The organism is Williamsia sp. D3 (genome assembly GCF_000506245.1).
Lineage (GTDB): Bacteria > Actinomycetota > Actinomycetes > Mycobacteriales > Mycobacteriaceae > Williamsia > Williamsia muralis.
Genome location: NZ_AYTE01000018.1, coordinates 243,343 through 257,091, shown reverse-complemented (window position 1 = coordinate 257,091; position 13,749 = coordinate 243,343). Strand labels below are relative to the sequence as shown.

At 63.8% G+C, this 13,749-nt stretch carries 14 protein-coding genes and 1 pseudogene; 7 read left to right on the top strand and 8 right to left on the bottom strand.

Features of this window, described 5'->3' with window-relative positions:
• Nucleotides 1-14: 14 nt before the first annotated feature.
• The 3 genes from W823_RS42970 to W823_RS42960 form a co-directional block, all read right to left on the bottom strand.
• Nucleotides 15-494: a nitroreductase family deazaflavin-dependent oxidoreductase gene (locus W823_RS42970; protein ID WP_031332299.1), complete on the bottom strand. Its 480-nt coding sequence runs from the start codon at nt 492-494 to the stop codon at nt 15-17.
• 56 nt (nt 495-550) lie between these two features.
• Nucleotides 551-1,792: a low temperature requirement protein A gene (locus W823_RS42965; protein WP_023958202.1), complete on the bottom strand. Its 1,242-nt coding sequence runs from the start codon at nt 1,790-1,792 to the stop codon at nt 551-553.
• A gap of 136 nt (nt 1,793-1,928) precedes the next feature.
• The gene (locus tag W823_RS42960) at nt 1,929-2,393 is read right to left on the bottom strand and encodes a DoxX family protein (RefSeq protein ID WP_031332298.1); all 465 of its coding nucleotides are present in this window, start codon (nt 2,391-2,393) and stop codon (nt 1,929-1,931) included.
• A 113-nt stretch (nt 2,394-2,506) separates the two neighbouring features.
• Between W823_RS42960 and W823_RS42955 the strand changes: the two genes are divergently transcribed.
• The gene (locus tag W823_RS42955) at nt 2,507-2,977 is read left to right on the top strand and encodes a MarR family winged helix-turn-helix transcriptional regulator (RefSeq protein ID WP_031332297.1); all 471 of its coding nucleotides are present in this window, start codon (nt 2,507-2,509) and stop codon (nt 2,975-2,977) included.
• A gap of 25 nt (nt 2,978-3,002) precedes the next feature.
• On the opposite strand, the gene W823_RS42950 is transcribed toward W823_RS42955, so the two are convergent.
• On the bottom strand, nt 3,003-4,118 hold the full coding sequence (locus tag W823_RS42950) for a hypothetical protein (protein ID WP_023958196.1): 1,116 nt from the start codon (nt 4,116-4,118) through the stop codon (nt 3,003-3,005).
• The gene (locus W823_RS42945; protein WP_031332294.1) at nt 4,115-5,233 is read right to left on the bottom strand and encodes a phosphotransferase family protein; all 1,119 of its coding nucleotides are present in this window, start codon (nt 5,231-5,233) and stop codon (nt 4,115-4,117) included. The genes W823_RS42950 and W823_RS42945 overlap by 4 nt, the downstream gene beginning before the upstream one ends.
• 96 nt (nt 5,234-5,329) lie before the next feature.
• On the opposite strand from W823_RS42945, the gene W823_RS42940 reads away from it, so the two are divergent.
• The 3 genes from W823_RS42940 (at nt 5,330) to W823_RS42930 (ending at nt 8,767) form a co-directional block, all read left to right on the top strand.
• On the top strand, nt 5,330-5,980 hold the full coding sequence (locus W823_RS42940) for a TetR/AcrR family transcriptional regulator (RefSeq protein WP_023958192.1): 651 nt from the start codon (nt 5,330-5,332) through the stop codon (nt 5,978-5,980).
• A complete protein-coding gene (locus W823_RS42935) occupies nt 5,970-6,992 on the top strand; it encodes an LLM class flavin-dependent oxidoreductase (RefSeq protein ID WP_023958190.1) in 1,023 nt (340 codons plus the stop codon). The genes W823_RS42940 and W823_RS42935 overlap by 11 nt, the downstream gene beginning before the upstream one ends.
• A 161-nt stretch (nt 6,993-7,153) precedes the next feature.
• Complete coding sequence (locus tag W823_RS42930) at nt 7,154-8,767, top strand: alkaline phosphatase (protein ID WP_023958188.1); 1,614 nt, start codon at nt 7,154-7,156, stop codon at nt 8,765-8,767.
• On the opposite strand, the gene W823_RS56575 is transcribed toward W823_RS42930, so the two are convergent.
• Genes W823_RS56575 through W823_RS42915 form a run of 3 tightly spaced genes read right to left on the bottom strand, consistent with a single transcriptional unit; the run spans nt 8,768 to nt 12,691 of the window.
• Nucleotides 8,768-9,358: an APA family fibronectin-binding glycoprotein gene (locus W823_RS56575; protein ID WP_152538053.1), complete on the bottom strand. Its 591-nt coding sequence runs from the start codon at nt 9,356-9,358 to the stop codon at nt 8,768-8,770. It abuts the gene before it with no gap.
• A gap of 52 nt (nt 9,359-9,410) precedes the next feature.
• Entirely contained in the window at nt 9,411-10,916 is a 1,506-nt protein-coding gene (locus tag W823_RS42920; RefSeq protein WP_023958184.1) for a CoA transferase, read from the bottom strand.
• Nucleotides 10,913-12,691, bottom strand: coding sequence for an acyclic terpene utilization AtuA family protein (locus W823_RS42915; RefSeq protein ID WP_023958182.1), 1,779 nt, complete (start codon nt 12,689-12,691; stop codon nt 10,913-10,915). The genes W823_RS42920 and W823_RS42915 overlap by 4 nt, the downstream gene beginning before the upstream one ends.
• Nucleotides 12,692-12,827: 136 nt before the next feature.
• On the opposite strand from W823_RS42915, the gene W823_RS57245 reads away from it, so the two are divergent.
• From W823_RS57245 to W823_RS58410, 3 genes and pseudogenes are all read left to right on the top strand, one after another.
• Nucleotides 12,828-13,136 carry a LysR family transcriptional regulator gene (locus W823_RS57245; RefSeq protein WP_235189528.1) on the top strand — a complete coding sequence of 103 codons (309 nt, stop codon included), beginning with the start codon at nt 12,828-12,830 and terminating at the stop codon, nt 13,134-13,136.
• A pseudogene (locus W823_RS59600) lies at nt 13,109-13,486 on the top strand (LysR substrate-binding domain-containing protein); the annotation flags it as partial. The gene W823_RS57245 and the pseudogene W823_RS59600, both read left to right, overlap by 28 nt.
• Nucleotides 13,487-13,563: 77 nt before the next feature.
• On the top strand, nt 13,564-13,746 hold the full coding sequence (locus W823_RS58410; protein WP_023958177.1) for a hypothetical protein: 183 nt from the start codon (nt 13,564-13,566) through the stop codon (nt 13,744-13,746).
• Nucleotides 13,747-13,749: the final 3 nt, after the last annotated feature.

The window sequence follows — 13,749 nt, the reverse complement described above, 5'->3', positions numbered from 1 at the left end:
TCCTGTGCCCCGCCCTACGAGCCGGAGGCGATCGGCGAGAGGAAGAAGACGGGAATCGTCCGCTCTGTGCGCTTTTCATAGACGGCGAAGTTCGGCCACACCGCGAGCATCCTCTGCCAGGCCTGCTCGCGTTCAGCTCCGGTCACCTCGCGCCACGAGACCTCGACAGTCTTGCGTCGGTAGATGATCTCTGCCTTTTCACAGGCACGGAGGTTCAGAACCCAGACCGGCATTCGTTTGTCCCCGAAGTACGAGCCGGCGATCAACCAGCCGCCATCCTGGGGCACGCACAGAAGCGGCGTGGATCGTGGGACTCCCGACTTCCGGCCCGGCACGGTCAACGTGATGTTGGGTAGGCCGGCGATGTCGAGCGCACTGAGCCGCCCATTGCTGACCCGTTGCAACCGGGTGTCCCACTTCTCGATCTGTGGCAGCAATTTCGGCATCCACGAGACCGCACCTATTTTAATCGCCACCGGCGTCAGAATCCCCACCGGAACAAGGCTACTCACAACAGCATCACCTCATGGGAGAAGCCGCATCGCAGCCGTCATGTCTCGGTTGTGTCCATGTTGCTCCTGCGCCGCCGGACGATCCCGGTGACCACCGCGACGATCGCGCCGACGGCCAGGACGATGGCCGACGCGAAGGGAAGGGCGTTGTCGACGAACCCGACGATGATGACGGCAGGGATGGCCAGTGCCGGCCACGGGAAGATGGTTTTCCAGTTGCTCGAACTCCAGCCGACGATGCAGCAGACACCGCTGATGAACAGCGCCAGGCCACCGCACAGCACCCACCGCCCGGTCGCCGTCAATTCACCTACCGGGTGCAAGACGTACTGTTCGATGCCGACCCCGAGAAGTGCAGCACCGAGGGTGAGCGGCAGATGCCCGTAGATGTACCCGTCGGCGCGACCGCTGCCGACCGCACTCTCGTCGTCCTGCAGCAGAGTCTTCGCCTCTGCGCCACCGATGTCGAAGTACATCCACCACACGGCAGCGGCGATGGTGAAGCCGAGAGCAGCAACACTGAGCGACGACCACGCCCAATGGGTCTCGTGCATTCCGAGCACGATGGCCGAGATCGATTCACCGAGAACCAGGATCACGAACAAACCGAAGCGTTCCGGCAGATGTTCGAGGTGCAGTGGGACATCAGGACCCCACCGCGTGGCTGCGAACGGCGCCATCGCTTCGATCGCTATCCCCAACGCCCAGAGCCAGTACGTGATCGGCGACGGGGTCAGCAGCGAGACCGTCCAGATCAGTGCGCTGACCACCGTCGCGGCGAAGTACAGGTTGATCGTGACGCGGACTTCGCTGATGTGTCGCCATGCCCGCAGGTAGAGGCCGGCGAGGATTACGCGCGTGGCGATGTACCCGACCGCGAAAGCCACCGTGCCGTCGCCACCGACGGCCGCGGACGCGCTCGCCGCCATGACCGCGACTGCAAACGTGGCAGCGAGCTTCAGCACTCGGTAGAGGACGTCGTTCGTGTCGAATCTGTTCGCATACAAGGTGGTGGTGACCCACGACCACCATGTGACCGCGAACAGGCCGGCGAAGACACCGACACCGTGCCAGCCGAGATCGTCTTTCAGCGCCAGCGCGAGCTGGTGGATGACCAAGACGTACGCAAGGTCGAAGAACAGCTCGAGTCTTGTCGCGGCTCGATCATCTTCGGTGCGCAGACGAGGCGGCGCCATGAGCGGGGTGCGTTGGTCTCCCCCGCTGTCCGCACTGCCACCGTCGGATCGATCGCCCCCGAGCTCAGATGTGCGGTCATCCATTACGTGGAAGGTCCTAACTGTTGGCCCCGACGAGGGGACGCGCGGCCTGAGCCGGCACGACGCATCCTCCGTCAGTACCCCGTGCCACGTGAACGCAAACCGGACATCTCACCACCCGTCTGGGTGGGTGCCGCGATCAGTTCGACGCGGCCACGGGGTTGCGTGGCTGTGACGACCCTGCAGCCAGCCATCGAACACGCGGCGCCAGCAGGGCATCCACGCTGAGACCACCCGCGCCGACCACTGCCAGGAGCAGCGATCCCATCCCCAGCGACAGCACCAGTTCGTATCCGCCGTCGGCCACCCAGAGGCCCATGTCGATGTGCGCGAAGAAGTAGGCGCCGAGCATGTCGAGCGCGAAAAGGACACCGACGATCGGGGTGAGCACACCGACGATGAGGGCGATTCCGCCGAGGATCTCGAGCCACGTGACCACAAATGCGGACACCGACGCTACGGGCACATCCATACCCTGGAAGCTGGCCTTGGTGCCGGCGTACCCATAGGTGTTCAGTTTCTGGAGCCCGTGCGCCAAGAACACCGACCCAATACCGATGCGCGCCAGCAGAATTCCGACACTCCGCACGATGGAATAGTTCATATCACCCTCGATCGACTCGTGAATCACTTGATGTTCCAAGTGAACCTTAGAGGGGTGATAATTGAAGCGTCAACTGAAGCATCAAGTACGCAATGCGGGTTTACACTCGTTTCATGACTGGCCGACCGCCGACACGATGGCTCGATGAGCAGGAGATGGAGGCTTGGCTGCAGGTGGCGGTTCTGCTGTCCAGACTTCCGCATGCACTCGACGCCCAGCTCTTACGTGATGCCCAGTTGACCCATTTCGAGTACGAGGTCCTGGCTGCGCTGTCAGAAGCCCCCGAACGAACACTCCGGATGAGCGCCCTGGCCGAGTTGGCGAACGGATCCCTTTCCCGCCTGTCCCATGTCGTCAAACGGCTTGAACAACGCGAGTGGGTGTACCGCTTCGCCTGCCCCGAAGACGGTCGGTTCACCAACGCCGTCCTCACCGACGCCGGGTGGGAAAAGGTGGTGCAGACAGCACCAGGTTACGCCGAGAATGTCCGCAGACTGGTCATCGACCCGCTCACTCGCGCCCAGCTACGACAACTCGCCGCCATCGGCCGGCGGATCAACGATGGCGGCCCACCCTCCCGGTGAGGCCGACAAACCCCACGGCGAACGGTCACGGAGCCACGGAAAACCAGTCGGCAAAGCCCGACCGGTCGTGTCGGCCGAGAGCTCCGTGCTCGAACAAGCCGAAACCCTCCGAGCCGTCAGCCCCGGGGCCGTGACATACCGCCCGCCCGACGTGATCGATCACCCCGAACATGATTCGTCCCGCGACGCTTTCGTCGGTGACGTCGTAGGTGCGGCGTTCGGTGAACTTCTCCCCTTTCCACATCCCGTGGGTCCAGTCGGGGTCACCGCCGTATCCACCGCCGAGGTGGATCGGTACCGCCAGCCGTGATTCGATCTCGAGCCGTAACTGCTGTCCATCTGGGGTGGTGCACATGATGGTTGCGCCGGTGGGAGTTCGGGTTCCCGACTCGTACCGGATATCGACCTGCGGCCAGCCCAGTTGCTCGACTCGGCCGTCCTGCCACACCCGCGTGCAGTCGTTGAGGATCCGGTAACCGTCCGGGTTCTCCTGGATGATGAGAACAATGGCGAAGTCGTCGAAACGCATCGGCACGTACAGCCACCACATTCCATCGAAGGGCGGGTCGGCCGGTTTACCGGCGGGTTCGGCTTCTCCGACCGGACGTATGCCCCATGAGCGGTCACGGGTCCCGACCCATTTCTCCGGGTCCACAGCAATGTCCTCTCCGTCGATGGTCAGAGTTCCGCTCCACGTGCCGACCTGAGCAAAACGCTGAGCCTGCAACGTGATCCGACTGCCGGTGCGCATGATGTGGGGCTGCTCCTGCAGGACATCAAATGACCCTTCCCAGGTCATGTCCATCGCGATGCCCTCGGTCTCCTCCAAGATCAGACGCAATTTCCGAAGTGGCTCCACGACCTCGAGCCGATAGTTGCCGACGCGCTGGTTGAGCCGGTCGGAGTCGATGGCATCACCGAGATGGACCGCGGTCTGTACGTCACCGCGCCGCACGAGGACAAAGGCATCCTTGGTGCCGAGGTTTGGGTAGTACCCGGCCCCGGTGATCACGAAGATGTCGCCGGTCCTGTTGTGCGCGTTCAGATAGCACCGGTCGTAGAAGTTGCGATCACTCGCGTCCACCAACCCGATCGGCAGCGGCGCCTGATGGATGGGGTACTCGTCCAGCGGCCCGATCACCGTGCATCCTCCGTGTCGTCGCCGATGAGGTCGGCGAGCAGTTGCCGATGATGGAACAAACCGTCGACTTCTTCCGGCATCTCGATCTCCCCGAAGTGGACCTGCCGAGCTCCCGTTCTCATGAACACACATCCCCAGATGACTGCGGAATACGTGTAGAACCAGGTCAAGTCACCCACCTCGACCCCGGTGAGCTCTGTGTACGTGCTCAACACATCTTCCTCGCGCAACGTCGTCGGCATTCCCGGCAATCCGAGAGACGTTGTTATGTGCTGAAACACCTTGTGTGCAAATATCATCCATGCCAAGTCGAGCTCACGTGGGCCGAGTGCTGTCATCTCCCAATCCAGTACGGCCACGGGCTCGAAGTCTCGGTACACCGTGTTCCCCAACCGGGCGTCGCCCCACAGCAAGACCGGTTCGGCCGCATCGGCTTGTGCCGGCCAGTTCTCTTCGAGCCAGACGAATGCGCGATCGAGCAACGACGAGCGCCCGATGCCAGGGACAGCGAACTCGTACCAGGACTTGCACCAGTTGACGTTGCGCCGCAACGCGGTATCGCCCACCAACCCGTCGCCGAGGAACGCGAAGGTCTCCACGGGCTGAGGAATCGAGTGCAATTTCGCCAGAACCGCGACGGTCGCATCCTGCAGGTGCCGTTGGCGTTCGACCGGGGCGTCATGAAACCAGTTGTCGCCGAACGTATAGGGCATCACATCCGGAGGCACCACACCTTCCACGTGATCCATCAGGAAGAAGGGCGTTCCGAGTACGTCCCCCGTCGCCTCCATCCAATGCACCTTGGGCACGGGAACGTCCGTCAATTCACCCACCAGACGCATGACCTCGAACTGGTGGTCAAGGCGATAGCTGGGGAACACCGGGATGTCCTCGTCCGCCGGCGTCACCCGGGCCACCCACCGCTGCTTCTTCTGCTCGGCGCCGTCGGTCCACACCGCGTTCAACACGATGGTCTCCGACGACATCCCATTCGAATCGATCCCGCTCTCCACCGTGATCTGCGGCTTCGCGCCACCGGGAACCACGGTGCACAGCCAGGACGCCAGCCGATCTGGAAGAGTGGTGACATCACGACTCGAGCGTTGGAGTTTCATGTCTGCAAGTGGTTGTTCAGCGGCCAAGGTGCCCCTCCGGAAACTCGTACGCCCCACCAGAAGTGTGACGCAGATTACGGTACGGTCGGTTGCGTAATGAAAGCAGACGAGACAGTGGAAGACAAGACCGCCGGCGCCGGACGACCGCGTGACCCCCGTATCGACGAATCGATTCTGGCCGCCACCGCAGAACTGCTCGTCACCATCGGTTACCCCGCCCTGACCCTTGCCGCGGTTGCCGAGAGAGCCGGTACCACCAAGACCGCCCTGTACCGGCGTTGGTCGGGCAAGGCACACCTGGTCCATGAGGCCGCGTTTCCCGCGACGTGGACAACCCTCATCCCGGAATCCGGGGATCTCGCCACGGACATCCGGGCGATGATCGACGGTTCACGGAGGATGTTCACCGACCCGGTGGCACGGGCCGCTCTGCCAGGGCTTCTTGCCGAGATCGGGGCCGACCCGCAACTCAACGAACTCGTCATGCGGCGGTTCGAAGACGGCGTGTTCGCCGCCATGCGTACGCGCCTCGCGCAAGCGGTGGCTCGAGGTGAGGTCCGAGCGGGCGCGGATCCTGACCGATTACTCGAAGTCGTCGGCGGGACAACGATCATCCGGTTGATCATGCGACCAGGCGACGACCTCGACGATGAGTGGGTCGATCAGACCACCGATCTGATCTTGCATGGCATTGCGCCCCCGGCGATCACCCCAGGCGGCCAGAAGGTGGCAGACAGTGCCACGTGAGGGCGAACCACTCCACAAGATGGGTTTCCTGACCATCGGGCGATTCGATCCGGCCGATCCAGGAACCGGCCACGAGGAATTGCTGCGAATCATCGAACTCGCAGAAGAACTCGGCTTCGACAGCGTGTGGCTTCGACACCGGCACCTGCAGTTCGGCATCTCCTCCCCTGTCGCGGTACTGGCTGCGGCAAGCCAGCGCACGCGCCGGATCGAACTCGGTACGGCGGTGATCCCACTCGGACTCGAGAATCCCTTGCGACTCGCCGAAGACCTGGCGACGGTGGATCTGCTGTCCGGGGGTCGGTTGAATCCTGGGGTCTCGGTGGGAACCCCGATGCGGTACGAGGACTTCAAACACAAGCTCTATCCCGAAACCCATGCGCAGGAGAACTTCAGCAAAGACCGGGTGATCCGGCTGATGGACAACATCCGCGGAGTACCGGTGAGTGACTTCGAAGGCACAGTCGGCATCGAGCAGTACTCGAGAATCGTCCAGCCACATTCCCCGGGGCTGATCGACCGCCTGTGGTACGGCGGAATGATGTCGTCGGCGATCTGGGCCGGACAGCAAGGATTGAATTACCTGACCAGCTCGGTGGTGACCACCGAGGGCACATCCTCCACCGACTTCGCCTCGATTCAGGGTGAGCACATCGATGCCTACCGCGCGCATCACCCGAACCCCGAAAAAGCCCGGGTGTCACAGGGATTGGTTGTCATTCCGACCGATTCGGCGACCCCGGAGCAGCGACGCAGATACCGCGACTACGCCGATGCCCGGTTCGACCGGACTCTCTCGCCTCAGGGCCCGCGCCGAATGTTGTTCGCCCCTGACATCGTCGGAACTTCGGACGAGATAGCGGAACGGTTGTTCGCCCACGCCGGCTTCCAGAGAGCCGGCGAGGTGGCGTTCGCGTTGCCCTTCTCGTTCGACGAGACCGACTATCTACAGATCATCACCGACATGGCCACCCACCTGGGCCCGAAGATCGGCTGGTCACCCAAGGTCTGAACGGCAGAGTCTGAACGGCCACCTGAGAACGTCGGCAGGCCTTGCATACAGACGAACCCGACAACGAGAGCCCGAGCGCCCCACCACAACGTCAAGTGCCCTTCGTGTCGGCGTCACCTCGGGGACCTCGGACAGACAGCTGATGCTGGTCGAGTACTCCTGTGGCGTCACCCGAGCTGTCGATCGACCGAGACAAAGTTCTGCGGGCGGGTACCACCCGTCGCAGGTTCTTGACCTGGGCAGGCGTGGCCGGTGCCCTGGCCTTCACCCCCGGTTTGGTCAGCTCTCCCACCGCATTCCCCTCGCCCGCTGCTCGCGGCGATCACGTGTTCACCCTCGGCGTCGCTTCTGGCGATCCACTCGCCGACGCGGTGATCCTGTGGACCAGGTTGGCTCCAGAACCCTTGGCCCCGCGGGGCGGGATGTCCGAGTCCGATGTGCCGGTCGACTGGGAGATGGCCTCGGACAACAAGTTCGCAAACGTGGTTCGACGCGGCACCGTGAACGCAACCGCACGCGACGCGCACAGTGTGCACGTGGATGTTCGTGGCCTCGAGCCATCCACCGAGTACTACTACCGTTTCCGGTCCGGCGGTCACATCTCCGACGTGGGAAGGACACGGACCGCACCGGCGGCGAGTGCCGATGTGACCGGCATGACGTTTGCCTGGGCATCGTGCCAGGCCTGGGCAGACGGATTCTTCAACGCCTATGGGGACATGGCGTCGGCTGCACCAGATGTCGTCTTTCACCTCGGGGACTACATCTACGAGAAGCCGATACCGGCGGACGGCAACCGACGCAGGTCGTCGGCCATGCCGAGCTCGTGCCACTCCGAGGCACACAGCCTCGATGACTATCGCGATCGATACGCTCTGTACAAACTCGACCCTCATCTGCAAGCGGCACATCGCACGTCCCCGTTCATCATCACGCCCGACGACCACGAGATCGAGAACAACTGGGCCGCAGGTATTTCCGAGGACAGGGCACCTCTGCCGGAGTTCTTGACGCGGCGGGCGGGCGCGCTCAAGGCGTGGTGGGAGAACACACCCGTCCGGGCGACCGTTCATCCCACGCGCGGTGACATCCGAATCTATCGCCGATTCACGTTCGGCAACCTCGCCGAGTTCAGCGTGCTCGACACCCGCCAATACCGAAGCGATCAGGTCAACGGGGATACCGACGGCCCGCTGAACAGACTGACCGCAGATCCCACTCGCACCATTATCGGAGATGTCCAGGAGCGGTGGATACTCGACGGCCTCGGCTCCAGTACAGCGCGATGGAACGTGTTGGCCCACCAGACACCCATGGCAGACCTCGCCCGCTCGCGGCGGGGATTCCGTGCTGTGAGCATGGACGGCTGGAGCGGATACGAGGCATCGCGCAAGCGCGTCCTCGACGGCGTGAGAGCCCGGGGCGTCGAGAATCTCGTGTCGATCGTCGGCGACATCCATCGGTCCGTGGTGTCCGAACTCAAGACCACCTATACAAGGCCCGCGCCCGCGGTCGGCGTCGAGATCGCAGGCACGTCAATCGCATCCGGAGCCGACGGCTCTGATAGTGACGAGGGAGATCGCGAGCTGAAGGCGGCATCCCCGCACGTCAAGTTCGGCAACTCTCAACGCGGATATGTTCTGAACACACTGTCGAGGTCGAGCTGGGAAGCCACGTTCCGGGTGGCCGAATCGATCGCCGATCCCGGCAACGCCCTGCATACGCGGGCTACGATCACCATTCCGTCCGCCAGGCCAGAGGTTTTGGTGACCTGATCACATCGGGGTGATGGATTCAGCCAGCTCGCAGGCCTCATCCACGTCCACAGCATTCTTGTTGCTCAACCAGGTCATCCACCATCGCTCGCCCGCCTTTTCGACGACGGCTGAGAACACTTCGGCATCTGATCGAGACCGGTCATCGAAGTCGACGCGATAGAACTCGAAGGCCCCGGTGGTCTGGGCGCCGCTCAGCGTTCCGCCCTCGCGGTCCACGCGAATACCCGAATCAGGGAAGAAGAACTCCCCCATGCTCGAACCGAGTTCTTGTGCGGCAACGCGATTGTCGGCCCGAGCGGACGCAAAGATGGACCCGTCGAGCACTCCGATGAGAATCATCGACGCCTCGTCGCCCTTCTTCGTGAGCGCGACATCCCCGTAGATGAGTTCGTCGGAATCGTCTCGGGCCGTCCAGCCCGGAGGCGCGGTGATGCTGAACCCGGCGTCCGCGAACTCGATGAAACCGACCGGTCTGGGATCAGCGACCGGCACCGCTCGACCATCAACACCCCTGGCACATCCGCCGACCATCATCATGCATATCCACGCCGCGACAACAGTTGCGGTCACCATCCCCCGAGTGGTCACGCCCGCGACTCTAGTACATCCTCGGCCGGGCCGATCCGCCCCGGAAGTTCGTTCAGGTCCGGGCAGGCCATTCTGGCCGACTCGATCCACGAGGCACCAGAACAGTTTTGTACCGGCCCGGGGTGTGCGACATCGAGACCTGTTCGGTCACCCCTTGATAGAAACCGAGTGGGGTGTCCGCGGTGAAAGTCTCCGGATCCCGGTACATGTGCTCGTCACAGGATCCGGGCGCCGTTGTCGCATATACCTTGTCGAAGACCCCCATGGACAGGATCCACAGTGCGGCCCGCGTCAGGGAAACATGCACCTTGTAGCTGCCACCGTGGACCGCTCTGCGATGCAACGCCTCGACGATGCCCGCGGTCATCAGCCAGGAGACGATGTAGTCGTTGACCACCAAGATCGGCGGCAGCCGCGGCGGGCCGTCGCCACCCTCCAGCGTCATCATGCCCACAAGGGACCCGGCCGTCTGGTCGAACCCCACGCGGTCGGCCCATGGCCCTGATTCGCCGTTGAGAGAGGCCGTGGCATAGATCATTCCGGGTCTTCGCCGCGCAGCCTCGCGTGGACTGACGCCGATGCTGTCCAGGTAACCGGGCCGTCGATTGGCGTAGAAGACGTCTGCGCTACTCAGCAGTTCGCCGATCCTGGCGGCCCCCTCGGGCCGATATGGATCGATCGTCGCCGACCGACAGCCCACGTTCGCCGTGATGTAGGTGACGTCGTGTTCGAGTTCGTCCGGTCGCCACAGATTCAGGATGTCCGCACCGTGCAGAGCCAACGTCCGCCCCACGCCTGCGCCGGCGATGACATGGCCCATACCGAGAGCCCTGACTCCGGATAGAGGCTGATCGTCAGACCCGCCCCTCCCGTTGGCGGAAGACAGCGGTTCCGGAGGGCTGTCGCCGATCTTGGTGATCTCGACCAGGGGCATATCCGCCAGGACGTCGCGGTAGTGCGGCTCGTCGAGCAGCTCCTCGGTGGTCCGCAGCATGGGCATCACCACACCGGCGTCAGCGCCTGCTTGTTCGAGCTCGGCGCCTGTCCAACCGGCGACGGCGCGGGCAACAGCGTCGGGATCGTCGGGCACGCCAAGCAGTTTCTGCGCACCGGCCTTGATTTTCGGATATGGGTTGAGCGGCATCATCCACCGATCGTCGGCCGTGCGGTAGAACCGAAAACCCAACGCCTGCGAGGGATTCGACGGCGCGGTGGCCGGATAGCCGTTGAGCAGTTCCCATCGTCTGTCGTAGAACGGGCACAGCCGGTGAGGGGTCACGCGAAGGTCGACAGCGATGTCTTGGCCTGGAAATCCGCGTGATCGACCGAGTTTGGCGATGGCGATCGACTTGGCGGCCAGCGCGATGGCCGATGCACCACCGAGCCGGAGCGTGCTGGGGACCACCGGGTCGGCGCCCGTGAAGGACGTGGATCCACCCGAGTCGCCCGCGGTCATCCCGAGACCGGCGAGCACGTCGGACAACTCCGCATCGACATCGAATTCATCGTTGGAAGCAGGGTGGGTGACAGCCTGTGTGAGTCTGCCGGTGAGCGTCATGACTGCTTTCGGACTTGATCGAGGACGGCGTCGGGTATCACCACGTGTTTGGCGCGCAGGTATTCACCCACAGCCTTGCCGACCTGATCGATCCGAACGTTGGATGAGCCGCCCGTCCCCAGCAGGCCGCGCACCACAAAGTGCACCGCCCGCAGTTCCGGGAACTCATGGCGGACGATGTCGAGATCCCTTGTCTCGGGCATCAACCGGTGCAGTTCCTCGGTCGAGAGGAACCGCCGTAGCCACGGCCAGACCTTCGGGTAAGGGGTCCAGATCCCGACGTTGCTGTTCCCGCCCTTGTCCCCACTGCGTGCGTGCGCGACCACCCCGAGCTCAACGGTGGTCGCGGCCCCCGAATACTCCGGATCGGCCGGCTCGGGATGCTCGGGCTGGCCCGGCGTCCGGGTGACGGCGGACGGGGCGATGTCCACGGTTACGTCGTCGAGCACTGCGCGGTGGCCGATCGCGGCCAACGGCAGCAGAGCAGGCCAATAGTCCACGCGTGGTTTGGGCGTGGAGTGCAGACCGGCGGCGCCGTCATGAAAGTACCCTGGGATGCCCTGCAGGTAGAGGGCGCCGAGGCGACGTGACATGTCAGCCGATGCCAGCACCTCGGCGTCGGCTGACATCGCCATCACCCGCACCGCGATGGTTGCGTCCCATTGCGTGTTGGGGTCGGATGCCGCCGTCCCGATCCGAGTGCAATGGACTTGCACCCCGTCAGGCATATCCCGGTCAATCTGGCTGCGTAGCAGCGACACTTTCTCGTCCACATCCGGCGCCGTCACGAATACCGTGTTGACCACGCTGTATCCGACAAGCCCGAAAACCGCGACCTTGGTGGTGGCGGGTGGCGGCGAACCCGTGACACCGGTGACCCGGATCCGGTCTGTGCCTTCGGGCTGCAGCCGGACGTTGCTAAGGTCAACGGTCACATCGGGGTTGAGGTACTGCGGCCCCTGTATCTCGTAGACGATCTGGGCGGTGACCGTGTCGGCTGTCACCACACCGTCGTCGGTGCTGTGCTTGGTGATGACCGAACTGCCATCGGCCTCGATCTCCGCGATCGGGAACCCCGGCGTCAACGTCGGCCGCAGGGCCGTGAAACCAGAGAAATTGCCACCTGTCGCGTGAGGCCCGCATTCGATGATGTGTCCTGCCATCACTGCGCCGGCCAGGCGGTCCCAGTCGTCGGGTGCCCAGCGGTGCCACCACGCCGCCGGGCCGACGGTCAACGATGCATCGGTGACTCGTCCGCACACCACGATGTCCGCCCCTGCATCCAGCGCTGCCGCGATACCCCAGCCGCCCAGATAGGCGTTGGCGGCAATGGGCTTGACACCCCACTCGGACAGGCCCCGTCCGGTGTCCATGTTCTCCAAACGATGACCGGCCCGTTGCAGGTCGTCGAGTTCGGCGAATACGTTGTCCCCCTCGACATGTGCCACCCTCAGCGACAACCCCAAGGTGTTGATCTCTGCCCGCAACGTCGCGGCGAGGGCAGCCGGGTTGAATCCACCGGCGTTGGTGACCACCCGCAGGCCCCGGTCGGCCAACGCGGGCAGGTGGGGCCGAACCTGGTCCACGAAGTACTCGACGTAGCCTTTGCTCGCATCACGCGCATACCGCGCGGCCAGCGCAGCGAGCGTGATCTCAGCCAGATAGTCGCCCATCAAGACGTCCACCGGGTCGCCGCGCATCACTTCGTCGAGCGCGGTGTACCGATCTCCGAGGTAGCCCGAGAAGTTTGCTATCCGGATCGGAGGAACAGACATTCATGAACTCCTAGCGCCGTGCCCGATGTCGTCTTCTGGGAGACTATGACGCGCATGGCCGGAGGACCATGACCAAGTTCAGTGGGCCAAGATGACCGCAACGGTCCGATCCGCGACTAGCCTGATCCGGGTGGACATGTTGCACCTGCGCTACTTTGTCGCCGTTGCCGAGGAAGGCACCTTCGCGCGCGCCGCGCAGCGACTGCACATGGCGGCATCACCGCTGAGCCAACGGATCAAGTATCTCGAAAACAGCCTTGGTACAGCGCTTTTCGTGCGGGCCCACCACCACGTCGATCTCACTGCCGCGGGCCACGCCCTGTTGCCACAGCGCGCGATCTGGTCGAACGATTCGACGCCATCCCACGGCTCATCGAACTCGCCACCGCCGATCTCTCCCCCACTCTCGATGTCGGTGTGGCCTCCGACGTCACCAGCGAACTGAGGACCCGCGTACACGATGAGTTCGCCCGAAGCCACCCCGAACTCGTCGTCACCTTCCATCCCGGCGCCACCGAACCACTGCTGCAGTCGTTGCAGGCCGGACGCCTCGACGCCGCGCTCCTACACGGCCCGATCGTGGCGCGAGGTATCGAGACGGTGCGCCTGCACACCGCAGTGGTGAAGGTTGCCGTCGGGCGCGGCAACGGATTCGACGGCCGATCGAGCGTGCGGCTCGATGAATTGGCGCACCTCGCGTTTGTATCGATCGAGCACGACGCGGCTCCGGCCATCTACCGAGGGATCGATGAGCTACTCCGCCGTCACGGAGTTCACAAGCGAATCATCCTGCCCGACCACAACTTCGGAGGTCTGGCGCATGTGGTGGCCGGCGGCAGGGCGTTCTCGCTCGTCGGATCTCCCACGGGCGCATGGCAAAAGCGTTTGTCGGTGAGCCGATCGACGTGCTCGACGTGGAGGGTACCCGGCTCAGACTCCCCACCCTCGCCGCCTGGCGCTACGACACCGACGGCGCGATACCGACGGGCGCGCTGGCCGACGTCTTCCGGACACTCGCACGCAGGACAGGTCGAAACACCGAGCCCCCTGTCTGATTC

Coding starts and splice junctions, on each gene's coding strand:
- W823_RS57245 (WP_235189528.1), top strand. CDS start 12,828: ATGTTGCACCTGCGCTACTTTGTCGCCGTTGCCGAGGAAGGCACCTTC.
- W823_RS42960 (WP_031332298.1), bottom strand. CDS start 2,393: ATGAACTATTCCATCGTGCGGAGTGTCGGAATTCTGCTGGCGCGCATC.
- W823_RS42945 (WP_031332294.1), bottom strand. CDS start 5,233: ATGAAACTCCAACGCTCGAGTCGTGATGTCACCACTCTTCCAGATCGG.
- W823_RS42915 (WP_023958182.1), bottom strand. CDS start 12,691: ATGTCTGTTCCTCCGATCCGGATAGCAAACTTCTCGGGCTACCTCGGA.
- W823_RS42940 (WP_023958192.1), top strand. CDS start 5,330: ATGAAAGCAGACGAGACAGTGGAAGACAAGACCGCCGGCGCCGGACGA.
- W823_RS42965 (WP_023958202.1), bottom strand. CDS start 1,792: ATGGATGACCGCACATCTGAGCTCGGGGGCGATCGATCCGACGGTGGC.
- W823_RS58410 (WP_023958177.1), top strand. CDS start 13,564: ATGGCAAAAGCGTTTGTCGGTGAGCCGATCGACGTGCTCGACGTGGAG.
- W823_RS42955 (WP_031332297.1), top strand. CDS start 2,507: ATGACTGGCCGACCGCCGACACGATGGCTCGATGAGCAGGAGATGGAG.
- W823_RS42920 (WP_023958184.1), bottom strand. CDS start 10,916: ATGACGCTCACCGGCAGACTCACACAGGCTGTCACCCACCCTGCTTCC.